The 22,378-nt window shown below is 57.7% G+C and carries 24 protein-coding genes; 11 read left to right on the plus strand and 13 right to left on the minus strand.

The features are described 5' to 3' along the window. Positions 1 to 78: 78 nt before the first annotated feature. Positions 79 to 1,281, plus strand: a complete 1,203-nt coding sequence (locus AC0V6M_RS11820) for an exo-beta-N-acetylmuramidase NamZ family protein (protein ID WP_486139006.1) — start codon at positions 79 to 81, stop codon at positions 1,279 to 1,281. A gap of 485 nt (positions 1,282 to 1,766) precedes the next feature. On the opposite strand, the gene AC0V6M_RS11825 is transcribed toward AC0V6M_RS11820, so the two are convergent. Continuing rightward, positions 1,767 to 2,951, minus strand: a complete 1,185-nt coding sequence (locus AC0V6M_RS11825; RefSeq protein WP_486139007.1) for a vWA domain-containing protein — start codon at positions 2,949 to 2,951, stop codon at positions 1,767 to 1,769. 159 nt (positions 2,952 to 3,110) lie between these two features. Between AC0V6M_RS11825 and AC0V6M_RS11830 the strand changes: the two genes are divergently transcribed. Beyond that, on the plus strand, positions 3,111 to 4,511 hold the full coding sequence (locus tag AC0V6M_RS11830) for a methyl-accepting chemotaxis protein (protein ID WP_486139008.1): 1,401 nt from the start codon (positions 3,111 to 3,113) through the stop codon (positions 4,509 to 4,511). Here the strand turns inward: AC0V6M_RS11830 and AC0V6M_RS11835 are convergent. Continuing rightward, on the minus strand, positions 4,508 to 5,371 hold the full coding sequence (locus AC0V6M_RS11835) for an AAA family ATPase (RefSeq protein WP_486139009.1): 864 nt from the start codon (positions 5,369 to 5,371) through the stop codon (positions 4,508 to 4,510). The genes AC0V6M_RS11830 and AC0V6M_RS11835 overlap by 4 nt on opposite strands. Positions 5,372 to 5,498: 127 nt before the next feature. Beyond that, entirely contained in the window at positions 5,499 to 6,797 is a 1,299-nt protein-coding gene (locus AC0V6M_RS11840; RefSeq protein ID WP_486139010.1) for a serine hydrolase, read from the minus strand. Between the two features lie 91 nt (positions 6,798 to 6,888). On the opposite strand from AC0V6M_RS11840, the gene AC0V6M_RS11845 reads away from it, so the two are divergent. Next, a complete protein-coding gene (locus AC0V6M_RS11845) occupies positions 6,889 to 8,109 on the plus strand; it encodes a bifunctional alpha/beta hydrolase/OsmC family protein (protein ID WP_486139011.1) in 1,221 nt (406 codons plus the stop codon). Here AC0V6M_RS11845 and AC0V6M_RS11850 read toward each other — a convergent pair. From AC0V6M_RS11850 to AC0V6M_RS11860, 3 genes are all read right to left on the minus strand, one after another. Further along, entirely contained in the window at positions 8,106 to 8,501 is a 396-nt protein-coding gene (locus AC0V6M_RS11850; protein WP_486139012.1) for a hypothetical protein, read from the minus strand. The two genes, AC0V6M_RS11845 and AC0V6M_RS11850, sit on opposite strands and share 4 nt — an antisense overlap. Further along, a complete protein-coding gene (parE, locus tag AC0V6M_RS11855; RefSeq protein ID WP_486139013.1) occupies positions 8,494 to 10,485 on the minus strand; it encodes a DNA topoisomerase IV subunit B in 1,992 nt (663 codons plus the stop codon). The genes AC0V6M_RS11850 and parE overlap by 8 nt, the downstream gene beginning before the upstream one ends. A gap of 116 nt (positions 10,486 to 10,601) precedes the next feature. Continuing rightward, positions 10,602 to 11,708, minus strand: a complete 1,107-nt coding sequence (locus tag AC0V6M_RS11860; RefSeq protein WP_486139014.1) for a penicillin-binding protein activator — start codon at positions 11,706 to 11,708, stop codon at positions 10,602 to 10,604. A gap of 37 nt (positions 11,709 to 11,745) precedes the next feature. Here AC0V6M_RS11860 and rsmI point away from each other — a divergent pair, with 37 nt between their 5' ends. The 3 genes from rsmI to gshB are packed head-to-tail and all read left to right on the plus strand — an operon-like array spanning position 11,746 to position 13,935. After that, positions 11,746 to 12,603, plus strand: coding sequence for a 16S rRNA (cytidine(1402)-2'-O)-methyltransferase (rsmI, locus tag AC0V6M_RS11865; protein ID WP_486139015.1), 858 nt, complete (start codon positions 11,746 to 11,748; stop codon positions 12,601 to 12,603). After that, a complete protein-coding gene (locus tag AC0V6M_RS11870; protein ID WP_486139016.1) occupies positions 12,600 to 12,950 on the plus strand; it encodes a YraN family protein in 351 nt (116 codons plus the stop codon). Before rsmI ends, AC0V6M_RS11870 begins: the two co-directional genes overlap by 4 nt. Before the next feature lie 28 nt (positions 12,951 to 12,978). Next, positions 12,979 to 13,935, plus strand: a complete 957-nt coding sequence (gshB, locus tag AC0V6M_RS11875; RefSeq protein ID WP_486139017.1) for a glutathione synthase — start codon at positions 12,979 to 12,981, stop codon at positions 13,933 to 13,935. Between the two features lie 63 nt (positions 13,936 to 13,998). On the opposite strand, the gene AC0V6M_RS11880 is transcribed toward gshB, so the two are convergent. From AC0V6M_RS11880 to hemW, 4 genes are all read right to left on the minus strand, one after another. Next, complete coding sequence (locus AC0V6M_RS11880; RefSeq protein ID WP_486139018.1) at positions 13,999 to 14,685, minus strand: GNAT family N-acetyltransferase; 687 nt, start codon at positions 14,683 to 14,685, stop codon at positions 13,999 to 14,001. Positions 14,686 to 14,977: 292 nt separating this feature from the next. Then, a complete protein-coding gene (locus AC0V6M_RS11885) occupies positions 14,978 to 15,388 on the minus strand; it encodes a hypothetical protein (RefSeq protein WP_486139019.1) in 411 nt (136 codons plus the stop codon). Positions 15,389 to 15,409: 21 nt separating this feature from the next. Next, on the minus strand, positions 15,410 to 16,312 hold the full coding sequence (locus AC0V6M_RS11890; RefSeq protein WP_486139020.1) for a tyrosine recombinase XerC: 903 nt from the start codon (positions 16,310 to 16,312) through the stop codon (positions 15,410 to 15,412). After that, positions 16,309 to 17,460: a radical SAM family heme chaperone HemW gene (gene hemW / locus AC0V6M_RS11895; RefSeq protein WP_486139021.1), complete on the minus strand. Its 1,152-nt coding sequence runs from the start codon at positions 17,458 to 17,460 to the stop codon at positions 16,309 to 16,311. Before hemW ends, AC0V6M_RS11890 begins: the two co-directional genes overlap by 4 nt. Before the next feature lie 45 nt (positions 17,461 to 17,505). On the opposite strand from hemW, the gene AC0V6M_RS11900 reads away from it, so the two are divergent. The 3 genes from AC0V6M_RS11900 (at position 17,506) to AC0V6M_RS11910 (ending at position 18,729) form a co-directional block, all read left to right on the plus strand. Then, on the plus strand, positions 17,506 to 17,742 hold the full coding sequence (locus AC0V6M_RS11900; protein WP_486139022.1) for a CAP domain-containing protein: 237 nt from the start codon (positions 17,506 to 17,508) through the stop codon (positions 17,740 to 17,742). Beyond that, entirely contained in the window at positions 17,742 to 18,044 is a 303-nt protein-coding gene (locus AC0V6M_RS11905; RefSeq protein ID WP_486139024.1) for a CAP domain-containing protein, read from the plus strand. The genes AC0V6M_RS11900 and AC0V6M_RS11905 overlap by 1 nt, the downstream gene beginning before the upstream one ends. 61 nt (positions 18,045 to 18,105) lie before the next feature. Next, positions 18,106 to 18,729: a CAP family protein gene (locus AC0V6M_RS11910; protein ID WP_486139025.1), complete on the plus strand. Its 624-nt coding sequence runs from the start codon at positions 18,106 to 18,108 to the stop codon at positions 18,727 to 18,729. A gap of 9 nt (positions 18,730 to 18,738) precedes the next feature. On the opposite strand, the gene rdgB is transcribed toward AC0V6M_RS11910, so the two are convergent. Genes rdgB through rph form a run of 3 tightly spaced genes read right to left on the minus strand, consistent with a single transcriptional unit; the run spans position 18,739 to position 20,595 of the window. Then, positions 18,739 to 19,365, minus strand: a complete 627-nt coding sequence (gene rdgB / locus AC0V6M_RS11915; protein WP_486139026.1) for an RdgB/HAM1 family non-canonical purine NTP pyrophosphatase — start codon at positions 19,363 to 19,365, stop codon at positions 18,739 to 18,741. Next, the gene (locus AC0V6M_RS11920) at positions 19,362 to 19,874 is read right to left on the minus strand and encodes a YcxB family protein (protein WP_486139027.1); all 513 of its coding nucleotides are present in this window, start codon (positions 19,872 to 19,874) and stop codon (positions 19,362 to 19,364) included. The genes rdgB and AC0V6M_RS11920 overlap by 4 nt, the downstream gene beginning before the upstream one ends. Before the next feature lie 4 nt (positions 19,875 to 19,878). After that, the gene (gene rph / locus AC0V6M_RS11925) at positions 19,879 to 20,595 is read right to left on the minus strand and encodes a ribonuclease PH (RefSeq protein ID WP_486139028.1); all 717 of its coding nucleotides are present in this window, start codon (positions 20,593 to 20,595) and stop codon (positions 19,879 to 19,881) included. 110 nt (positions 20,596 to 20,705) lie between these two features. On the opposite strand from rph, the gene hrcA reads away from it, so the two are divergent. Together hrcA and grpE are read left to right on the plus strand one after the other, a co-directional pair. Continuing rightward, on the plus strand, positions 20,706 to 21,749 hold the full coding sequence (gene hrcA / locus AC0V6M_RS11930) for a heat-inducible transcriptional repressor HrcA (RefSeq protein ID WP_486139029.1): 1,044 nt from the start codon (positions 20,706 to 20,708) through the stop codon (positions 21,747 to 21,749). Positions 21,750 to 21,766: 17 nt separating this feature from the next. After that, positions 21,767 to 22,357 (plus strand): nucleotide exchange factor GrpE, encoded by a 591-nt coding sequence (gene grpE / locus AC0V6M_RS11935; RefSeq protein WP_486139030.1) that lies wholly within the window; start codon positions 21,767 to 21,769, stop codon positions 22,355 to 22,357. Positions 22,358 to 22,378: the final 21 nt, after the last annotated feature.

The raw sequence follows: 22,378 nt of genomic DNA on the forward strand, positions 1-22,378 counted from the left end.
CATAATTGATCAAAGCGCACAAAATCTATGTGCAAAAGCGAGTTGCCTTTGCTGCGCGCCTGCCGCAAATCCGTGCCCATGAAGTTTGGAATTGATCGCCTGTTGGCAGACAAGCAATTGCTCAGCGCTCTGGAAGGTAAACGCGTCGCATTGGTCGCGCACCCGGCCAGTGTCACCGCTGACCTCACCCATTCGCTCGACACGCTGATCGCCGCCGGAGTGAATGTCACCAGCGCGTTTGGCCCGCAGCATGGGCTGAAAGGCGATAAGCAGGACAATATGGTGGAAACGGCGGACGAGATCGATCCGCAATACGGCATTCCGGTGTTTTCGCTGTATGGCGAAGTGCGCCGTCCGACGCCTGATATGATGGCGAGCGCCGATGTCTTTTTGTTTGATCTTCAGGATCTTGGATGCCGCATTTACACCTTCGTGACCACGCTGCTCTACCTACTGGAAGAAGCGGGCAAGGGCGGCAAAGAGGTTTGGGTGCTGGATCGCCCCAATCCCGCTGGTCGGCCAGTGGAGGGCACCTTGCTTGTGCCGGGCCACGAGAGCTTCGTGGGAGCCGCGCCCATGCCCATGCGCCACGGCCTGACGCTTGGCGAGATGGGGCACTGGTTCATTGCGCACTTTGGGCTCGACGTGGATTACCGCGTGGTTGCGATGGAGGGCTGGGAACCGAGCGGCGAGGGCTATGGCTGGCCCACGTCGCGGATCTGGATCAACCCTTCGCCCAATGCTGCCAATGTGAACATGGCCCGCGCCTATGCGGGTACGGTGATGATCGAAGGTGCCACCGTGTCAGAGGGCCGCGGTACCACGCGGCCACTGGAGGTCTTGTTCGGCGCGCCAGACATTGATGCAAAGGCAGTGCTGGCAGAGATGCACGGCCTCCAGCCTGATTGGCTTCAGGGCTGCGCTTTGAGGGATTGTTGGTTCGAGCCGACCTTCCACAAGCATACAGGAAAGCTGTGTAACGCTTTGATGATCCATGCAGAAGGTCCCCATTACGATCATGATATGTTTAAGCCGTGGCGTCTTCAGGCGCTTGCCTTCAAGGCGATCCGGAGCCTCTATCCCGACTATGAATTGTGGCGCGGGACAGACTTCAAATATGAATACACCAATGATGTGCTGGCCATCGATGTGATCAATGGCGGTCCGTCTCTGCGGGAATGGGTTGATGATGCAGCCGCGCGGCCAAGCGATCTCGATGCGCTGGCGTCAAACGACGAAGCCGCCTGGGTGCAGGCGGTGCGGGAGCATTTGCTGTACTGATCTCTGTCGATCAGAATGAATTGCAGCGGACCATTCCGATGTTCAGGAAGTGGTCGGATGTCGGGGCGATTGCCCTTCATCACCAACATTGCACATCCATCTTGCATAAAGTCTACGGCGTAGATGCTCATTGGGTCTTCGGGCAATTCTGGTAGTTCTTCCAAAGTCGGCAAACCGCGTTTTTTGCGAATTTCCACCACGCGGTCACGGCATTCTTCGTCGGATGGTATTGGAGCGGCCGCTTTGGTTTGCGCCTCAGCGATCAAGCGCGATTGACTTGTTGAGACATCATAAGAGGGCAAAAGCAGCGCTAGTGGCGGCGCGTCCGGTTGTTTTACAGGGACAGTTTCGGACGGCTCGGTTTCGCCAGGCTCATTCGCCGCAATCAAAGCGGTTGAGCATAGAAGAAGCGCAATCTTACGCAAAAAAGCCTCCACGTTTCTGATACCTATCGAGATCCCCTGAAGCCCCGCCTTCAATAAACTTTAATGCCCCACCTTCCGGCTCAGCTCCCGAGTTGCATCGTCCAAGCCGTCCAATGTCAGCGGATACATCCGGTCATTGACCGGCTGCTTCAGCATCTTGGTCGATTGTGAATAGCTCCATTGCTTTTCAGGCACAGGGTTCAGCCAAACAGTCGCGGGATAGGTGTTGATCACCCGGTTCATCCAAATTGCGCCGGCTTCCTCGTTCATATGCTCAACGCTGCCGCCTGCATGGGTGATTTCATAGGGGCTCATCGCCGCATCGCCAACGAAGATCACTTTGTAATCGTGACCGAATTTGTGGAGCACATCCCATGTTTTGGTGCGTTCTTGCCAGCGCCGCGAATTGTCTTTCCACACGCCTTCGTACAAGCAGTTGTGAAAGTAGAAGAATTCGAGGTTTTTGAATTCTGAGGAGGCTGCGCTGAACAGCTCCTCACACAGCTTGATGAAGGGATCCATCGACCCGCCAACATCAAGGAACAGCAGCAATTTTACCGCATTGTGTCGCTCAGGGCGCATGTGAATGTCGAGCCAGCCTTGCTTTGCTGTGCCATCGATGGTGGCATCCAGATCGAGCTCATCGGCTACACCTTCGCGGGCAAAGCGGCGCAGGCGGCGCAGCGCCATTTTGATGTTGCGCGTGCCCAGCTCTTTGGTGTTGTCGAGGTTTTGAAACTCGCGCTTTTCCCAGACCTTGATTGCGCGCTTGTGCTTGCTCTCGCCGCCGATCCGCACACCTTCCGGGTTATAGCCGCCATGCCCAAATGGAGACGTTCCGCCGGTTCCGATCCACTTATTGCCGCCTTCGTGGCGTTTTTCCTGTTCCTCGAGGCGCTTTTTCAGCGTGTCCATGATCTCGTCCCAATCACCGAGGGATTTGATCTTTTCCATTTCCTCTTCGCTCAGGAATTTCTCGGCAACGGCCTTCAGCCAATCCTCTGGAATATCGACAGGGTTTTGGCCGTAATCGGACAGAATGCCTTTGAAGACCTTGTTGAACACCTGATCAAAGCGGTCGATTAGCCCCTCGTCTTTTACGAAGGTCGCACGGCTGAGGTAGTAAAAGGCCTCAGGCGTTTGCTCGATCACATCTTTGTCGAGCGCCTCCAGCAAGGTGAGGTGCTCTTTGAAACTAGCCGAAATTCCGGCTTCACGAAGTTCGTCGACGAAATTGAAAAACATGCGTGAAGGTCTAACTGCAGCGGTGCCCCGGCGCTAGCCCTGAAAAAGGCATAATCGGTGCGGGGGGCCGCAAAGTGGCCGTTTTCTCGATATCTTTAAGCCTTCGCTAACCATCACTGGTTACTAGTGATCATACACAGATTTTAGGAATAGGTACCGATGAAAGCATTTGAGATCGACCGTGAGGGTGCCAGCGCCCTCAAGGCAATTCCAGAGAGTTGCAGCTCGGTCACTTTAGGCTGTACTGATGTAGCCGGTATCGTCGCCGGAGTTATTGAATCCTCTCAGGCCCTGCGCGAAGAGCATAAAGCGCTGCGTGATACCGTTTCAGAACTGGAAGCGGATCAGACAAAGGTTTCTGAAGCGAGCGATGAAGCACGGCTTCTGTCTGAGCGCGCAATTGAGCGCTTGGGCGAAGGCACCTCGCTTATCCAGTCATCATTGGACCAGATCAATGCTGTCCTCAACTTGGTCGATACCCTCGGCCAACATGTGACAGGCTTTTCCGCTGCAATGGAACAAGTGAAGCGTAGTGCTCATGACATTGATCAAATTGCAGAAACGACCAATATCTTGGCGCTGAACGCGACTATCGAAGCGATGAGGGCTGGGGACGCTGGCCGCACCTTTGCGGTGGTGGCTGGAGAGGTCAAAAGTCTGGCCAATGACACGCGCAAAGCGACAGAGGAAATCGCTCTCACTATCGACCGCCTGGGTGAAGAAGCCAGCAGCGTTATTGGCCAGATCGAGCAAGGATCGATTGCGAGTGACGATGCGAAGGCTTCCGTTGCGCGGATTGAAACGACGATCAGCAGCGTTGGCGAACTGGTGGAAGAGGTCGATAAGCAAAACGATGTGATTGCTCGGTCCACCGGAACGATCAGCGGCCATGTTGGATCGGTCCAAGAAGTTATTGCGCGCTATGATATTTCCGCTCGTGAGAACGAGGAAGATCTGCAAAATGCGCACCTGCGCATGATGGAGCTAGAGCTTACTGCTAGCGAGATGTTTGATAAAATTGTCCAAGCTGGCCTGTGCCCAGAAGATGAGGCAATGGTCTCGCGGGCGCAGGAATTCATGCAGGAGCTGGTGGTCCATACAGAGGCTGCACTAGAAAATGGTGAGATCAGCGAAGCGGAACTGTTTGACCATAATTATCAGCCGATTCCTAACAGCAATCCAGAGCGTTTCCGCAACAAACTGACCGATTGGGCCCATCAAAACTGGCGGCCGTTTTTGGACAGAGCGAAGGATCTCGATTCAGCGATCGTTGCTGCTGCTTGCACCGACATTAACGGCTTTCTGCCGACGCACCTTAGTGAGCGCTCCAAGGAGCCGATTGGCGATGTCGTTCATGACACGACGTATTGTCGCCACGGCCGCATAATCCTCGACCCAATCGACAAGAAGGCAAAATCGAGTAACGCCCCATATATGATGGCGGTCTATCGCCAAGAGGGTAACGGCGAGCAGTACATAGTCGTTCGCAACGTCTACATGCCGCTGTTCTTTAAAGGCCGCCGTTGGGGCGATCTGGAGCTTGCTTACTCGTTCAACTAAGTCGGATTGCGCCGCGCCATAAAGGCCAGCCGTTCAAACATCATCACGTCCTGCTCATTCTTGAGCAGTGCGCCGTGAAGCGGTGGAATGGCGCTGTTCGGATTGGCATCCTGCAGCGTTTCCAGCGGCATATCTTCGTTCATCAGCAGCTTGAGCCAGTCGAGCAGCTCGCTGGTTGATGGCTTTTTCTTAAGGCCAGGCACTTCGCGCAGCTCGTAGAAGATATCCATCGCCTTTTTGACCAGCGTCTTTTGGATGCCAGGATAGTGCACGTCGATGATCGACTGCATCGTGTCGCGGTCTGGAAACTTGATGTAGTGGAAGAAACAGCGGCGCAGGAATGCGTCTGGCAATTCCTTCTCATTGTTCGAGGTGATGACCACAATTGGGCGCTCTTTCGCCGCCACGCGCTCTTGCGTTTCGTAGACATCAAAGCTCATCCGATCGAGCTCTTGCAAGAGATCGTTGGGGAATTCGATGTCGGCCTTATCAATCTCGTCGATCAGCAGAACGGGCGGCTGCTCAGAGGTGAAGGCTTCCCATAGCTTACCCTTTTTGATGTAATTGCGGATGTCGTGGACGCGTTCCTCGCCCAGCTGACCATCGCGCAGGCGCGCAACCGCATCATATTCATAAAGGCCCTGCTGCGCCTTTGTGGTCGATTTCACGTTCCACTCAATCAGCGGCGCGCCGATGGCTTTTGCGATTTCGTGAGCCAACACTGTTTTGCCGGTGCCAGGTTCGCCTTTGACCAGCAGCGGGCGGCGCAGGGTTACCGCAGCATCCACCGCGACTTTCAAATCATCGGTGGCGATGTAATCATTGGTGCCTTCAAAGCGCTGCTGCGTCGTGTCGGTCATGGGTTTTCCTGTAAATCTCAATTGGAAAGTGCACTTAGCGCGAGGGTTAAGGTCGATCCGTTCAGGTGGCAAGGGTGACGCTACGTAAGCTCGCGCTCAAACTGGAGGCCTGTTCTCGAACACCGCTCTAGCGGGGCAGCGCGAGGATGCGCTGCGCGATCAGCTCCAACGCCGTGTTATCGAGCGCAGCGTCGGGATTGTTCCAGCTGAGAACGAGGACATGGCTGTTGCCGGATTCGTTGGTCAGAAACCATGTAAGGTTGAGGACGCCGGGCTCTGATCCGCCTTTATAGCCCACATATCGCCATTGATTGCGCAGATTGTCTGGCATGCTGGGATTGATAGCCATGATCGACAATGCGCCATTATGGGATTCGGCATAAATACGCTGAAGCAATTTTCGCAGATCATTGGCGCTCGCGAACCATTCAACATCCAGCGCGACCGGACCGGTTGCAAAGGCTGAATTGATCTCATCAGCGGTGATGGAGGTTGCTTCAAGCTGCTCTAGCATTTCGAGCCGGCGATCGCGATTGCTCTCCGCCTGATAGGCTTCGAGTGCTTGCTTAGGGCCACCTTTCAGAGCGAACATCTCTCTAGTCGTGAGAAAGGGATCGTTCTTCGATGGATCGCTATGGCCGCTCTCGACCAGCGCGCGCAAAACTCGATCTCTTCGCAATTCTTTGATCAACTGATCGGTGGCTGTGTTGTCACTGATCGAGATCATCAGGCTAGCCAGCGTGTGCAGCGTTACTGGCGCGGTTTTCCTCCAGTCTTGCATCATGCCGCTAGGAAAGCTCTTTTCGGTGAGCGTGACGACCTCGTCCCAGCTTCGCTCGCCGGCCCGGACATCTTCTGCGAGAGCTGCGAGCACATAAAGTTTGAACGCTGAGCCAATGGCGAATTGCTCATCAGGATTGACAGAGAGGACGGGGGCATTGCCGCTAATGGGGCCATAATACGCGCCAACTTCGCCTGGCAAAGCAGCGAGATCTGCTTCGATCTTAGCAAGACTGTCATCGATCGCATCAAATTGGCGCAGCAACAGGCCTTCGATTTTGTGCGGCTCGGTTGAACTCAGCGCCAGCGTGCCCTGTCCAATGGCTTTTTCAAATCGGATCGCGATGTTCGCGGTGAACTCTCCGGTTGGCTCAATGCTCTCCACTCCGATTGCGGCGCCAAATTGCGAGGTCGGCTGCTGTGTGACGATGTTGAATTGTGCTGGCGGCACTGACGCGAGAAATTGCGGCCCGAACACATCTTCTGGCGCTTTTTCTCCATTCATCAGAGCGACCACATCCTGCGCACGTGCGTTCAGCGGCTCAGAAGCCACTGTCTCGCTAGTGGGCGAGTCTTGAGCCAAGATGGAGCTAGGGACGAGTAGAAGCGAGAGAGCGAGTGCAAGGTTCCTGAGCATGGCATGCATAGTGCATTGCGTGGCGGTCTGCTGCAAGGCGTAACCAAATGGCCTGAGCGCGCTAATAGCTCTACAAGCATCACCCATTGGAGGGCCCGCAATGCCGACAGAGACTTTTTCGATCACGACGACTGCCGGACACAGCCTGGATGGAGCGCTTGAAATGCCCACAGGTCTGGTCAGAGGTGCTGCGGTCTTTGCGCATTGCTTCACTTGCACCAAACAGAGCCGCGCTGCGATAAGCGTTGCCCGCGCACTGGCAGCTCAGGGCATTGCGACGCTAAGGTTCGATTTTACCGGGCTTGGCGGAAGCGAAGGTGAGTTTGGCCGCGCTGGCTTTGCCACAGACATTGCCGATCTGGTCGCTGTCGCTGGCGCTTTGCGAGCGCGCTTTGATGCGCCGCTGCTGTTGGTTGGGCATAGCCTTGGCGGGGCGGCGGTGCTGGCCGCGGCGCATGAGCTGGGCGCCGAGAATGTTGCGGCTGTCGCGACCATTGGCGCACCTTCGGACGTTCCGCATGTGCTGCACATCATCAAAGGCGATCACGAGGCAATCCGCGCCGAGGGCGAGGGGCCGGTGACAATTGGCGGCCAGAGTTTTTCGGTGAGCCGGGAGTTTCTGGAAAGAACGGAATCGGTCAAATTGCTCGATCTGGTCAAGGAGCTGAGGCTACCGTATCTCGCGCTGCACTCGCCAACCGATACAATCGTCGGTGTAGAGCACGCGGCGGCTCTGTTTCAGGCCGCTTTTCATCCGAAAAGTTTCATCAGTCTGGACGATGCCGATCACCTTTTGACCAAGGCAGAAGATGCCGAATATGCTGCTGTAGCGATCGCTTCATGGGCAAGAAGATACCTCAAGAGCTGCGGTGAGACCGAAGTGCCGGAAGCGGGCGTCTTAGTGAAATCTGGCCATGGCAAATTTGGAACCGAGGTGTTCACCACCAGCCACCGTTTCGTCGCTGATGAACCGCGCAGCTATGGCGGTGATGACAGCGGGCCGACCCCTTATGATCTGCTCAACGCCGCGCTGGGCACTTGCACTGTCATGACTATGAAGATGTATGCAGACCGCAAGGGCTGGCCGGTCGACAGCTATCAGGTGCATGTGACCCACGAGCGGGATCATGCGAGCGACTGCGATCATTGCGAGGAGGAGGGTGAGGGCGTTCAAATTCAGGCGCTCAATCGCTCGATCACGGTTCTGGGCGATGACCTGACCGATGATCAGCGCGCGCGGATTATCGCGATCGCGGACAAATGCCCGGTGCACCGCACGTTAGAGGGGCATCTGCACATTCATACTGAAACGGCGGATTAGAGGCGGGCAGATGCCGTCAGCGCGACCAGTGCAAACTGCACAATAAGCAGTACGATGGTAGCGACTTTCCAACCAGTCGCGGCATCTTTCATCCCCCGGTCCCAAGTCCATGCGCCAATTGCTCCGGTGGCAATGGCCGCGCCAGCAATGGTGAAATATCCGCTCTTGCTGATCAACAGCATGAAGATTGCGAACATGACGATCGATTGCAGCAGAAACGCGGCCGCAAACCAGGCGATGGGGATCGGGCGGTAGGCGGCATCGGGAATGTGCCAATCTGGCAGGGCGCTATCTGGGCGCGAGATACGGCGGTCCCCCGCCATAATGTCTTCCTCGCGCGGGTTGGGGTATTTTCTTGGCGCGTCGTCAGGCTGGTCCTGATCGTCAGGCATCAATCGCCTCGCGGTCCACCTCTCCGGCGCGGTTTTGGATGAAGTTGAAACGGTGCTCTGGATTGCGGCCCATGAGCTGATCGACGACCTCCTTCACCGCCGCGCGGTCCTCAAACTCTTGGGGCAGAGTGATGCGGATCAGGCTGCGGGAGTCTGGATCCATAGTGGTTTCACGAAGCTGCTGCGGGTTCATCTCGCCAAGGCCCTTAAACCGGCCAACCTCGACCTTCTTGCCTTTGAAAACAGTCTCTTCCGGCTGCGCGCGGTGCGTATCATCATTTGCATAGCGGCTCTCTTTGCCAGCGGTCAGCTTATAAAGCGGCGGCTTGGCCAGGAACAAGTGACCCTTTTTCACGATGTCCGACATCTCTTGGAAGAAGAACGTCATCAGCAGGGTTGCGATGTGCGCGCCATCGACGTCCGCATCGGTCATTATGATCACGCGGTCATAGCGGAGGTTTTCAGCGTCGCAGTCTTTGCGGGTGCCGCATCCCAGCGCGAGTGAGAGATCGGCGATTTCCTGATTGGCGCGGATTTTGTCGGCGGTGGCCGAGGCCACATTCAGAATCTTACCGCGAATGGGTAGGATCGCCTGCGTCTTACGGTTGCGTGCTTGCTTTGCGCTACCACCAGCCGAATCGCCCTCAACGATAAACAGCTCGGTTTCTTTGTCGCCTTCGCCGGAACAGTCGGTGAGTTTACCGGGTAGGCGGAGTTTCTTGGCATTGGTCGCCGTCTTGCGCTTGATCTCGCGCTCTTGCTTGCGGCGCAGGCGTTCATCCATGCGCTCCATAACCTCGCCGAGCAGGGCCTTGCCCCGGTCCATATTGTCGGTGAGGAAATGGTCGAAGTGATCACGCACCGCGTTCTCAACAAAGCGGGCCGCCTCTGGCGAGGTCAGACGGTCCTTTGTTTGCGACTGAAACGACGGGTCGCGGATAAAGACGCTGAGCATCACCTCGCCGCCGGTCATCACGTCATCGGCGCTGATGTCTTTGGCCTTTTTCGTGCCGGTAAGCTCACCGAAGGCGCGCAGGCCCTTGGTCAGAGCAGCCCTTAGACCTTGCTCGTGAGTGCCGCCATCGGGGGTTGGAACCGTGTTACAATACCGGCTGGTCGATCCGTCGGAATAGAGCGGCCATGCGATGGCCCACTCTACCCGGCCTTGCGAGGTGCCGCTGTCATCCTCGGGAAAGTCCTGATTGCCGGTGAAGGCCTGCGCGGTGACGCATTCGCGCGCTCCGACTTGTTCTGCCAAGTGATCAGCGAGGCCGCCAGGAAATTTGAACGTCGCCTCTTCAGGCACGTCTTCAGACGCGAGGCTCGGCGCGCATTTCCAGCGGATTTCAACACCAGCAAATAGATAGGCTTTGGAGCGGGCGAGCTTGAACAGCCGGTGCGGCTTAAACTTGCGGTCGCCAAATATCTCTTCATCGGGCGTGAAGCTGACCTGCGTGCCGCGCCGATTGGGCGTTGCGCCAAGGTTTTCGATCTTGCCGAGCGTTTGCCCTTTGGAGAATTCCTGTGCAAACAATTGCTTGTCCCGCGCTACCTCAACGCGGGTGTGTGATGACAGAGCGTTGACGACGCTCACACCCACCCCGTGGAGACCGCCGCTGGTGGCATAGGCCTTGCCAGAGAACTTGCCGCCTGAGTGAAGTGTGGAAAGGATCACCTCAAGCGTGGATTTGCCCGGAAATTTTGGGTGCTCATCGACCGGAATGCCCCGGCCATTATCGCCAATGGTCAGGCGGTTGCCTTCCTCCAGGCGCACTTCGATCCGGTTGGCATGGCCCGCAACGGCCTCGTCCATTGAGTTGTCGAGCACTTCGGCGGCAAGGTGATGCAGCGCGCGGTCATCCGTGCCGCCAATGTACATCCCAGGCCGGCGCCGCACCGGCTCCAGCCCTTCGAGCACCTCAATCGATGAGGAATCGTAATCACCGCTCGATGACGGAGTACCTTCAAACAGATCATCAGACATGCGTAAGGCTATAGGCCCGGCAGAGAGCCGCTAACAAGCAGGTAACTCTACGTTTTGCTCAGTCCTCGAAGCGTTGAGGTGCCTGGTCGACGACTACGACGCTGTTGCCGCGCACCTCACGTACTTCCATTGCGCGTTCCACAACACCGTTTCGTTGGAAGCGGAATGGACCGTCCAACCCAAGGAAACCGCCGCGATCCGCGCAGCTGCCGTTCTGGGAACTGACTGCCAACGCGCCAATCTCGCGCGACTCTGAGAGTTAGCAGGACAGCGTCATAGCCCAAGGTTGAAATCCGATAGGGCTTGGAGCCGAAGCGGGTCTCATAGCTGTCGGTAAAGCGCTTATATCGGCCATCAGACACTGCAGAGAACAATGCCCCGCGCATTGCGCTGGAACGGGTGAGGGCGGTTTCGCCGCTCCACAGCTCCGTGCCGAGGATGCGGGAGTTTACGCCGTTTTCTTTCTTAAGCTCGCCAGCAGCCTGAACTGATAGCCGCGCGCCTTCGCCAAGCAGCACCGTGTCATAGCCGCCGGCATCGCGCAGACGCTGAGCAGCGCTGACAATAGAGGTGTTTCCGCGAGAGTAGCGCTGGGTTGTGGTCAGCGATCCGCCAAAATCACGCAGAGCATTGCTAAGCGCGCTCATTGATCGCTCGCCATAGTCACCATTGGGAAGCAGAGCGGCAAAGCGCGTTGCGCCTTGGTTGCGGGCATAGCGGACGCTGCGGCGGATCGATTGCTCTGGGATGTGTCCCATCACGAACACATCAGGGCTCGCAACGCTGGTGTCGTTCGAGAATGAGATTGTCGTCACGCCTGCTGGGCGGGCCTGTGCCTGAACCGCCGACACATTTTCGGACAGCAATGGGCCGAGGATCAGGCGGTTGCCATCGGCGATGGCTCTGCGAGCGGCTGCGCCCGCGCCCTGTGAGGTGTCATAGGTCGTAATGCGCAAATTGTTCGCATTGGTATCGAGTAAAGCCATGGTTGTGGCATTCGCCAGCGATTGGCCAACCGCGCCTGTGCTACCCGACATCGGGACGAGGAGAGCAATCCGGTGACGGGTTGCGTCAGTAGGCAGAGCGGTCGCGCTAGGTTCCGTCGATGGGCCAGGGACCGTGGTGGTGGTTGGACCCGTCTTTGGGATCACCTGACACCCGCCGAGCACAGCGGCAGCGCCCGCAATCACCAGAGTGCGCCGATTAAACCAATTACGCTTCATACTTGCCGACCCCTGTTGGCTGTTCCAAAGAGCTTTGGTGACTGACCCGCACTCTTCATCGCCTGTATCCAAATCACTTGAGCAGGGCCTCTACATTGTAGCAACTCCGATTGGCAATCTCGGCGATATAACGCTCCGTGCTGTCGACATTTTGCAACGCTGTGATGTGATCGCCTGCGAGGATACACGGGTCACGGGCAAGCTGTTGTCGCATCTCGGCATTTCGAAACGGATGCGGCGCTATGATGATCACAGCGAGGAGGGGGCGAGGCGAGAGCTTATTGATGTGGCGCGAGCTGGCTCAGTGGCGCTGGTAAGCGATGCAGGAACGCCGCTGATTTCTGACCCCGGTTTTCGGCTGGTGCGCGATGCGAGGGAGGCTGATGTAGCGGTCACTACGCTGCCCGGTGCGTGCGCAGCTATTGCGGGCCTGACACTCGCGGGCTTACCCAATGATCGCTTCTTGTTCGCAGGCTTCCTACCCGTGAAGCAAAAGGCGCGAGGGGAAGTTCTGCAAGAGCTCGGCGCGGTGAGCACAACGCTGATTTTCTATGAAACCGGGCCGCGGCTGGTTAAAAGCCTTGATGCTATCGCCGCAGACATGCCGGATCGGCAGGTCGCCGTCGCACGGGAGCTGACCAAGTTGCATGAGGAATGCAGGGTGGGGACGGCAAGCGAGCTGGCGGCCCACTACACCGATCATCCGCCGAAAGGTGAGATTGTGCTTCTGATTGGCCCCCCATCGGGTGATGCGCCGGTCGGCGATCCTGATGAGCTGCTGAGAGAGGCGCTAGAAACCATGAGCCCCAGCAAGGCGGCGGGACAAGTGGCCAAGGCGAGCGGATTGGACCGCAAGACGCTCTATGCCCGCGCAGTAGAGTTCAAAGCGCTATGAAGCGGCAGATCGCGGAAAAGAGCGGCCGCGATGGCGAATTACGGGCGGCCATGTGGCTGCGCCTGAAGGGGTGGCAGGTCCTTGCTCAAAGGGTGAAGACGCCGCGCGGAGAGATCGACCTCATCGCTCGCAAGGGTGCGCTTGTGGCCTTCACGGAGGTAAAATGGCGCAAGAAGAAGGCTGATCTTGACTACGCGATTGATGAAAGACGCCTAACCCGCGTTGCCGCCGCGGCCGAATGCGTTGCCCACGAATACCTGCGCGAGGGCGATGATATGCGAATTGACGTTATCCTCCTTGCACCGGGCAGCATGCCTCGCCACATCACCAACGCTTGGATGCCTTAGACTGGCACCTGCCTTGAAAGGATTATTGATGAGTCTTCGCATCGCGGTTCAGATGGACCCTATTGAAAGCATCAACATTAAGGGCGATTCCAGCTTTGCGCTGATGCTGGCCGCGCAAGAACGCGGGCACTCGATCTATGAGTATCATGTTGAGAGCCTGACGCTGGATGCGAACGACCGTCTGTTTGCCGACTGCGCACCGATCACGGTGCAGCGGGTTGAGGGCGATCACTTTACCAAAGGCCCATCTAAGCGGTTGGATCTGGGCAAGGACATCGACGTGATCCTGATGCGGCAGGATCCCCCGTTTCACATGGGCTATATCACCGCCACCCACCTGCTCGAGCGGATTGGCCAAGAGACCCTCGTGGTCAACGATCCGGCCAATGTCCGCAATTCACCGGAGAAGGTGATGGTGCTCGACTACCGGCAGTTTATGCCGCCGACCCTCATCACGCGCTCCCCGGACGAGGTGAAGCGCTTTATGGCAGAGCATGGCGCTGTGGTGGTGAAGCCGATCCACGGCAATGGCGGCAAAGCGATCTTCCGCGTGCCAGCCGATGGCGACAATCTCACCGCTCTGTTTGAGGTGTTCAATCAGACCTGGCCAGAGCCGCATATGGTCCAACCCTTCCTTCCCGAAGTGGCAGAGGGCGACAAGCGTATCGTGCTGGTTGATGGCGAAGTTGCGGGGGCAATCAACCGGATACCGGGCGAGGGCGAGTTTCGTTCTAACCTCGCCATGGGCGGTAGCGCGGAGAAAACCGGCCTGACCGAGCGCGAGGAAGAGATCTGCGATGCGATGGGGCCAGAGCTTAAGCGGCTGGGCCTGACATTTGTCGGTATCGATGTGATCGGCGGCAAATGGTTGACCGAGATAAATGTCACCTCACCGACGGGGATTGTCGCGATCGATGCGTTTAACGGCACCGACACGGCTGGCATGATCTGGGACGCTATTGAGGGGCGTCACGCGGGGCTTTGATGCCCGCTATCGACCCAGTTTTGAACGTTGGTCGGTTGTCGAAACAATCCTAAAATCTGCCAATCATTCAGCCGCGCACATCAACGAGCTTTTGGCGTTGCCCAATTGATCGAAGTTGTTGTCGTCAAGCCATGCCTCGAAGCGTGCTCGCTGTGCTGGCCACTCACCTTCCAATATTGAAAACCAAGCAGTATCTCGTCGGCGACCTTTCGCAATCTCTGCCTCTCGCCAAATGCCTTCAAATGTGAATCCCAATCGCGCCGCAGCACGCATGGATGCAGCATTCAGCGCGTTGCACCGCCACACTACGCGAAGGTAACCAAGCTCGAAAGCGTGTTCCAGCATGATTGACATTGCCTCGGTACCGGCACGTGTTCGTTGCAGTCGAGGCGAGAACCAGATGCTTCCAATCTCAATGGACGCATTTTCTGGAGAAATGTCGCAGAACGAAGCCCATCCTTCCGGACATCCACTTGAAGAAGGAGTTATCGCGAAGAAAGGCTGGTCCGGAAGATTCGCTATGCGAACAATATGATCGCGTAACTCGTCTTCAGACCGGAATGGTCCGTAGCGTAAATATGTCCAGGAGGAGTCCGCAGACTTGGCAGCCTCCCAAAGCCCTGCGACATGTGACACCTTCAGGGGTTCGAGCAAAACTGATCGGCCTAAATGCGGTTCCAGTGCTGGCAACCTTCTGGTCGCGTCAACGACAGCTGCGCCAAGGGGCAGTGTAGGGTCGGAACTTGTCATAGACGCGTTTTGTCAGAACGCGTACTCATCATCAACCAATGCCTGAACTGCGGGATTTCTCTAGGACCCGGCGGTCCGCTTCCACCCCCAAATTCAGTCAGTTCTTTTTCGCGGATTTTCGCTCTCTGGGATGCGCTGAGCGATAATTTTCTAGCATCGTTTCAGGATCAACATTAGCCTCAATCTGCATTGAGCCTTGTGTAGCAGGCCAAACAGTTACTGCAGGCTTCTGAAACCCGCCTCCGCGCCCAGAAAACCACCTGTTCTGGGACGCGATTGAGGGGCGGGTGAGCTAGAACATGTTGCATTGAGCCATGATGGCATTGCCGCTGGTCTCAATTTTGACATTTGCACTGACTTCGCCAAGTGCGCTGTCGTTATAGGTCACATTTGAACCCTCAACCTTAGCGCCTGCCTTGCCCATGAATGCGAGGGTCAGGCGGTCTTCGAGAGACTTGTATGCTGCGGCTTGCTGCGACGGTGTTAGCTTTTGAAGTTTGTCGTCAAAACACTCGCATTGATTGGATGAGGCGCTGAAACTCAGATAGGGCGCGCTTTGCAAATAGTCAGTGTCGCACTTTGCGTAATATTTGCCGCGTTCATAACCTTCGCTTGTGTGAGAGCCGCCAAATGCCCCGCTGTAATACGCGAATGCCACTCCGCCCGAAACAACCACGAATATGGCTACCAGGTCCAATCTCATGACCTCTCCCTCCTATATCGTTTATCTCTTTTTCCCGGCGCGCGGATGCGCAGCACGGTAATTTTCTAGCATTCGCGCCGCATCTACTTGGGTGTAAATCTGGGTTGAGCCGAGTGATGTATGCCCCAATAACTCTTGCAAAGACCTTAAATCGGCTCCCGCACCCAACAAATGCGTTGCAAAACTGTGCCGCAGCGCATGCGGGGTCGCTGTGTCTGGCAGACCCAAAGCGCGGCGAGCATTGGCCATCGCCCTTTGCACCATGCCGGGGGACAGCGGGCCGCCCTTTGCCCCTCGGAACAGCGCTTCGCTTGGTTCAGCTTTCCACGGGCAAAGCTCCGCATAGCGTGCCACGGCCCTCCGAGTGATCGGCAAGATCGGCACAATCCGCTGTTTTCCGCCCTTGCCGGTGACGTGAAGTGTCTCGCCCAGCTCCGCATCGGACCATTTGAGCGACAAGGCCTCTGCGATGCGCAGGCCCGATCCATACATCAGCAGCAGAACCGCACGATCACGCGCACCGATCCAATCTTCATCCGGCATGCCCGCGACGAGGTCGGCGATATTGACCGCTTCATCGGGGGTGACAGGGCGGGGCAGGCCCTTCTTGGTGCGCGGTCCACGCAGGCGCGGTGCGGATGGATCGGGATCGCCGGTCTGCGCCCGGGCAAAGGTGATGAATGCCTTGAGCGCGGATAGCTCGCGCGCAGTGCTGGCGTTGGAGAGGCCATCATTGCGGCGCGTGGCGAGATGCGCGCGCAGGTCGTGCGCCTCCAACCCGGCAACACTGTTCCAGTCCGCCAGATCGCGTGCCTTGAGCAGCCGCTCCGCCGCCGAGCAGTAGGCGCGCACTGTGTGCGGGCTCCGCCGCCGTCCTTCGGCCAGATGATCGCGCCATTCGGACAGAAGATCGTGCAGGCTCACGCGTCCACCAGGCTGTCGGCCACCACTTCGCCCAGCAGCGCGTCGAGCAATGGCAGGCCCGCCGGCGTCACGCCGATAGCGTCATCGCGCCGCCAGATCAGGCCAAGATCGCAGTTGCGCCTCAATCCGCGCGGATCGATCAATTGCGCCTCGTCCAGCTCGAAGCGTGCCGACATTGCGCCAAGATCGATCCCCTCGATCAGGCGCAGACCCATCAGAAGCGCTTCTGCGGCTTGATCTCTCGGGCGAAGCGCCTGTTTCTCCGCAATGCCGTGCCCTTGCTCACTGACCGCGCGAAGGAAGTTTTCTGGCTTTTTGTGCCTTGTTGTCGCCATTCCGCCGCGCCTACCATGCGCGCCGGGGCCAATCCCGCAATAATCCTGATAGCGCCAATAGGTGAGATTGTGGCAGCTTTCCTCGCCCAGCCGTGCGTGATTGCTGATTTCATAGGCAGGCAGTCCAGCTTTGCCGGTCAGTTCTTGCGTGATCGTGAAGAGCTCCGCCGCGGCATCGTTGTCTAGCGGCGTAAAGATCCCGCGCCGCACATCGCTGGCAAAGCGCGTACCGGGCTCTATTGTGAGCTGGTAAAGCGACAGATGCGTTGTGCCGAGCGATAGCGCGCGGGCAAGTTGCGCGTCCCACAATTCCGGGGTGTGAGTAGGCAGGGCGTAGATCAGATCGAAACTGACCCGCTCAAAGTGTTGCTGCGCAGTGGTCAGCGCGCCGAGGGCTTCATCCGCCCCATGCAAACGCCCGAGCCATTGCAAGCTGTCGTCGTCAAGCGATTGAACACCCAGCGAAACACGGTTGATCCCGGCATTGGCTAGCGCGGCAAAATTGCTGGCTTCAACAGAGGAAGGATTGGCCTCTAAAGTGATTTCGATATTTGGGGAAAAGCCCCACAATTGCTCCGCCTCGGCCAGCAGCGCTGCAACCAATTCTGGTGGCATGAGCGAAGGCGTGCCTCCACCGAAAAAGATCGATGTCAGCGGTTCTCCGCCCGCCAATTTCGCCTCAAATCGCATATCGGCGAGCAACGCATTCTGCCACAGCGGAACGTCCACGTTGGCGCGGACATGCGAGTTGAAATCGCAATAGGGGCATTTCTTCGCGCAGAAGGGCCAGTGGATGTAAAGAGCACGCGCCATCGCTTCTTTCAGCCTTTGTTAAAGGCTCTAAGTCAAGGTGTGGGCATGCGAATCCATGCGAAAATTTTTGGGTGTCTGGCCCTTCTCGCGAGCCTGAGCGCGCCCAGCGCGATCGCTCAAGAACGCCAGAATTCCGCCTCGCAGGCAGACCGCTTCGCCAGCGAATTGCTACACGCGCACAACGTAGAGCGCACCGAATTCGGTGTTCAGGCTCTTTCTTGGTCGCCGCAGCTCGCCAATGAGGCTCAGGATTGGGCCAATCAGCTCGCGCGCAGGGGGTAATGCAGCACGCCTCGCTGGATGAGCGCCGAGGGCGCGGTGAAAACCTCTGGATGGGGACTGCGGGATATTTTAGCCTGAGCGCGATGATCAACTTCTTTGCCGAGGAAAAGCGGCACTTTAGGTCCGGCACTTTCCCGAATGTCTCACGCACCGGGAATTGGGCGGACGTCGGTCATTACACCCAAATGGTCTGGGCCGAGACACGCGAAGTCGGCTGCGCAATTGCTCAAGGTAGAGGCAATGAATTCCTGGTGTGCCGATATTGGCCCGCCGGAAACACATATGGCCGCAAGGTGGGTTGAGCGCCGCGAGCGTTTTGGGGAAGGTCGATTGATGTCAAAAATCTCGAAAAAATGCAGTAAAATGGTCGCGCCAGTCGCGATCATCCTCGTCGCGTCTGGTTGCGGAGGCGGCGAAAGCAGCTCTTCATCGAGCACCAGCACGGCTGCGACCGGAGGAACGTCATCGTCCCCGCCGCCTGCTCCTCCACCGCCTCCACCACCGCCGCCACCACCACCTGCAACGGGTACAACAACCTCGACCGGTCAGGACGATATGCTCCGGGTGATGTTGGAAGAACACAATGAAGCGCGTCAGGAAGTTGGCGTTGCGCCAATGACCCTAGATGATGATTTGAGCCGCCAAGCACTTGCTTACGCTGAGGAACTCGCCAGCACGGGCCGGTTCGAGCACAGCACCAGCGCCTCACGTCCCAACCAAGGTGAAAACCTTTGGGCAGGTACCGAAGGAGCATTCACTTACGAGGTGATGGCGAACGGTTGGATCAGCGAGAAGCAATACTACGTCCATGACCGTTTTCCTTACGTGAGCAATACGGGTGATTGGACCGATGTCGGCCACTACACCCAGATCATTTGGGCAAACTCGACAGAGCTTGGATGCGGGATAGCGACGGGGTCAGGCCGTGATTACCTCGTCTGTCGGTACTCGCCACCGGGCAATGTTTCGGGGCAATTCGCCTACTGATCCCTTTGATCAACCGCCGAATTGATCCGCGACCAGCTTGGTAAAGGCATCGGCGCGGTGGCTGATGCTGTGCTTTTCCGCTGGATCGATTTCGGCAAAAGTCTGATCACGGCCATTCGGCACAAACACAGGGTCATAGCCAAAACCCATCTCGCCGCGTGGCGGCCAGGTTAGGCGACCCGAGCATGTACCCTCATAGACGACCTGCTGGCCATCGGGCCACGCAACGGCAAGCACGCAGTGAAATGCCGCGCTGCGGTCGGCATCGGCGCCGTGCTGAGCGAGCAGTCCTTCGACCTTGCCCATCGCCATGTACCAATCGCGGCCCGGATCACCTTCAAACCACTGTCTTTCCGCCCAATCGGCGGTGTAGATGCCGGGCCGCCCATCCAGCGCATCCACGGACAGGCCGCTATCATCGGCGAGGGCCGCGATCCCTGAGGCTTCAGCCGCTGCGCGTGCCTTTATCAGAGCATTGTCAGCGAAGGTTTTGCCGGTCTCTGGCGGCTCTGGCAGACCGAGCGATCCAGCGGAGATGCACTTCATTCCGTACGGATCAAGCAGGGCCGAAATCTCTTTAAGCTTGCCTGCGTTATGCGTCGCAATCACGAGCGATCCAGAGCCAAGTTTGCTCATTTTCGGCGCTTTCCTTTTGTCACGAGGCCTGCCGCGACCAATCGCTCGCGTGCGAAGTCAATGATCGACCCATCCACTTGATCTTTTGGCAAAATATATGCGAGTTGGCTGTTCAGATACATTGCGAACAGTTCTTCGCTCTCGTCCCATGAGACGATTTGCGGCCACTTGCCGTTCACATGCGCGGACGGTTGCACGAGCGAAAAGCCTTCGTCATCCAACGTCAGATCAACATGCTCTTTGATGAGCGCATAGTCCGCCCAAGCTTTCTTCGCTTGCCATGGCAGCAAGACAAAGCGCGAAATCGCGATGACCAGCGTCGCACCTATCACACCGCCGATAGCAATGCTGAGTGCTGCGATCACGCCATCGACGAGGAACGCGATTGCTCCCAAGATCGCTATCAACCCGGTGAGAATTGCAAGCCCGCGAAACAGACTGCTGGCAAATTGCAGCTTCCAAAATGCGAGATGCAATTCTTCCGAGATTGAATAACGAACCGGACCCATTGGCTTAGGCGCCGGCCGCTTTCAACTGCTCTGCAAAAATGCCATCGCAGCCGATATTGGCGAGACGGAGCAGGCGCAGCAGGCCTTCCTCGTCATAGGTCGCGCCTTCTGCAGTTGCCTGTACTTCTGCGATTTGACCGCCGGAGATCAACACGAAGTTCGCATCCGCATCCGCGTCGCTGTCCTCAGGGTAATCGAGGTCGAGTACTGGTGTACCTTTGTAGATACCGCAGGAAATTGCTGCCACCTGAGCGGTGATTGGGTCTTCCTTGATATCGCCCGCAGCGATCAAGCCGTTGACCGCGAGGCGCAGGGCAACCCATGCGCCCGAGATTGAGGCCGTGCGCGTGCCGCCATCGGCCTGAATCACGTCGCAATCCAAGGTGATTTGGCGCTCACCCAGCTTCTTAAGATCGACTACTGCGCGCAAAGAGCGCCCGATAAGACGCTGAATTTCTTGAGTGCGCCCTGATTGCTTGCCGCGAGCTGCCTCGCGAGAACCGCGAGTGTGCGTTGCGCGCGGGAGCATCGAATATTCACCGGTGACCCAGCCTTCGCCTTTGCCGCGCAGCCATGGCGGGATGCGTTCTTCGACGCTGGCCGTGCACAGCACGCGGGTGTCACCAAAGCTGATCAGGCAAGAGCCCTCTGCGTGTTTTGTGAAGCCGGTTTCGATTGTGATTGCGCGCATTTCGTCAGGCGCGCGGCCAGATGGTCGCATGATGTTTTCCTATGTTCGATTCGCTTGGCGCACGGTTTGGCGGGACAAAAGAGTCGCGGCAAGGGCACGGCCGGGCTTGGCTCGGGATAGTTTCACGCTAAATAGCACGCATGGCCTCACCACCAATTTCAGAAATGACGGACCGAGCGCGCGAGATTTTCCGCCGCGTGGTGGAAGGCTACATGGATAATGGCCAGCCCGTTGGTTCAAAAACGCTGTCAGGCGACAGCGGCCTGAACCTCTCGCCTGCGTCCATCCGTTCTGTGCTTGCGGATCTGGAGGGACTCGGCCTGCTTGCCGCGCCTCACACCAGCGCAGGACGCTTACCGACGGAAATAGGCCTCAGACTGTTTGTCGACGGTATGATGCAGGTCGCTGAACCCACACCAGAAGAACGCGCGCAGATTGAGCAGCGGCTCGGAGAGCCGGGGCCAGTGGAGCAGGCGCTGGAGCAGGCGAGCTCTGTTCTCTCCGATCTCTCCGGTGCTGCGGGCATGGTTATGGTGCCGACGCGCGAACAGCAATTGGCGCAGTTCAATCTCGTCGATCTGGGTCAAGGCAGGGCGCTTGCCGTTCTGGTTGGCGAGGATGGCGGGGTGGAAAACCGTGTTTTGCGGCTGGGCGGCGCGGTTTCACCGAGCGCGCTGGAGGCGGCGACCAATTACATCACCGCGCGGCTTTCTGGCAGGACGTTAAGCGATGCAGCCGCGGCGATGCGGCAAGAAATCAAGACGGGCCAGTCTCAGCTTGATGATGCGAGCAAGGACTTGGTTGAGCGCGGGCTGGCCGTGTGGAGCGAGGACACAGAGGAACGCCCCGTCCTGATCGTTCGCGGCGCCTCCAACCTGCTGGACGAGGCGGCGATGGAGGACATCGACCGGGTTCGCTCGCTGCTCGATGACCTCGAGAATAAGCAATCGGTTGCCGCTCTGCTCGACAATGCGCGCGAGGCGGAGGCAACGCGCATTTTCATCGGCAGCGAAAACCGATTGTTCGGACTTTCTGGCTCTTCCGTCATCGCTTCGCCCTATCGCGATCGCGAGGGACGGGTGGTAGGAGTTCTGGGTGTGATCGGGCCGACGCGGTTGAATTACGCGCGCGTGGTCCCCATGGTGGATTTAACAGCCCGTTCTTTGGGCAAACTCATTGCATAATTGGACACAAGACGACGATGATCGACAACGATAAGCCGCACGACGAAGCGGCAGAAGCAGAATTGAAGGGCGTGCCAGAGGAGTTTCTGGAAGACGCAGATGCGCCAGACGGTGAAGACGGCGAAGAGGATGATCTGAGCGAGGCGCTGGAATCGCTGCGCCGAGATTTGGAAGAATCCAAGCAAGAGACGCTGTATGCCAAGGCGGAGACTCAGAATGTGCGCCGCCGGATGGAAAAAGACGTCGGCGATGCGCGCGCCTATGCGGCGACCGGATTTGCGCGTGATGTGCTGAGCGTGGCGGACAATCTCTCCCGCGCGATCGAAGCCATCCCGGAGAGCCTGCGCGAAGACGAGAAGATGAAGGGCCTGGTGACCGGCATTGAGGCGACCCAGCGCGAGCTGGAGAAGGTCTTCAAGAGCCACGGCATTGAGCGTGTGGCGGCGGTTGGCCTGCCCCTCGATCCGAACCAGCACCAGGCGATGATCGAAATTCCAAGCGATGAGCATGAACCGGGTACGATTGTGCAGGAAATGCAGTCTGGCTGGATGATCAAAGATCGCTTGCTGCGTCCTGCTATGGTTGGCGTTGCTAAGAAGCCGGATTGAAGTGCAACACTGACACCCTGC

This window comes from Erythrobacter sp. JB3-1 (genome assembly GCF_057364995.1).

Coding starts and splice junctions, on each gene's coding strand:
- AC0V6M_RS11820 (WP_486139006.1), top strand. CDS start 79: ATGAAGTTTGGAATTGATCGCCTGTTGGCAGACAAGCAATTGCTCAGC.
- AC0V6M_RS11825 (WP_486139007.1), bottom strand. CDS start 2,951: ATGTTTTTCAATTTCGTCGACGAACTTCGTGAAGCCGGAATTTCGGCT.
- AC0V6M_RS11830 (WP_486139008.1), top strand. CDS start 3,111: ATGAAAGCATTTGAGATCGACCGTGAGGGTGCCAGCGCCCTCAAGGCA.
- AC0V6M_RS11835 (WP_486139009.1), bottom strand. CDS start 5,371: ATGACCGACACGACGCAGCAGCGCTTTGAAGGCACCAATGATTACATC.
- AC0V6M_RS11840 (WP_486139010.1), bottom strand. CDS start 6,797: ATGCATGCCATGCTCAGGAACCTTGCACTCGCTCTCTCGCTTCTACTC.
- AC0V6M_RS11845 (WP_486139011.1), top strand. CDS start 6,889: ATGCCGACAGAGACTTTTTCGATCACGACGACTGCCGGACACAGCCTG.
- AC0V6M_RS11850 (WP_486139012.1), bottom strand. CDS start 8,501: ATGCCTGACGATCAGGACCAGCCTGACGACGCGCCAAGAAAATACCCC.
- parE (WP_486139013.1), bottom strand. CDS start 10,485: ATGTCTGATGATCTGTTTGAAGGTACTCCGTCATCGAGCGGTGATTAC.
- AC0V6M_RS11860 (WP_486139014.1), bottom strand. CDS start 11,708: ATGAAGCGTAATTGGTTTAATCGGCGCACTCTGGTGATTGCGGGCGCT.
- AC0V6M_RS11870 (WP_486139016.1), top strand. CDS start 12,600: ATGAAGCGGCAGATCGCGGAAAAGAGCGGCCGCGATGGCGAATTACGG.
- gshB (WP_486139017.1), top strand. CDS start 12,979: ATGAGTCTTCGCATCGCGGTTCAGATGGACCCTATTGAAAGCATCAAC.
- AC0V6M_RS11880 (WP_486139018.1), bottom strand. CDS start 14,685: ATGACAAGTTCCGACCCTACACTGCCCCTTGGCGCAGCTGTCGTTGAC.
- AC0V6M_RS11885 (WP_486139019.1), bottom strand. CDS start 15,388: ATGAGATTGGACCTGGTAGCCATATTCGTGGTTGTTTCGGGCGGAGTG.
- hemW (WP_486139021.1), bottom strand. CDS start 17,460: ATGGCGCGTGCTCTTTACATCCACTGGCCCTTCTGCGCGAAGAAATGC.
- AC0V6M_RS11900 (WP_486139022.1), top strand. CDS start 17,506: ATGCGAATCCATGCGAAAATTTTTGGGTGTCTGGCCCTTCTCGCGAGC.
- AC0V6M_RS11905 (WP_486139024.1), top strand. CDS start 17,742: ATGCAGCACGCCTCGCTGGATGAGCGCCGAGGGCGCGGTGAAAACCTC.
- AC0V6M_RS11910 (WP_486139025.1), top strand. CDS start 18,106: ATGGTCGCGCCAGTCGCGATCATCCTCGTCGCGTCTGGTTGCGGAGGC.
- rdgB (WP_486139026.1), bottom strand. CDS start 19,365: ATGAGCAAACTTGGCTCTGGATCGCTCGTGATTGCGACGCATAACGCA.
- AC0V6M_RS11920 (WP_486139027.1), bottom strand. CDS start 19,874: ATGGGTCCGGTTCGTTATTCAATCTCGGAAGAATTGCATCTCGCATTT.
- rph (WP_486139028.1), bottom strand. CDS start 20,595: ATGCGACCATCTGGCCGCGCGCCTGACGAAATGCGCGCAATCACAATC.
- hrcA (WP_486139029.1), top strand. CDS start 20,706: ATGGCCTCACCACCAATTTCAGAAATGACGGACCGAGCGCGCGAGATT.
- grpE (WP_486139030.1), top strand. CDS start 21,767: ATGATCGACAACGATAAGCCGCACGACGAAGCGGCAGAAGCAGAATTG.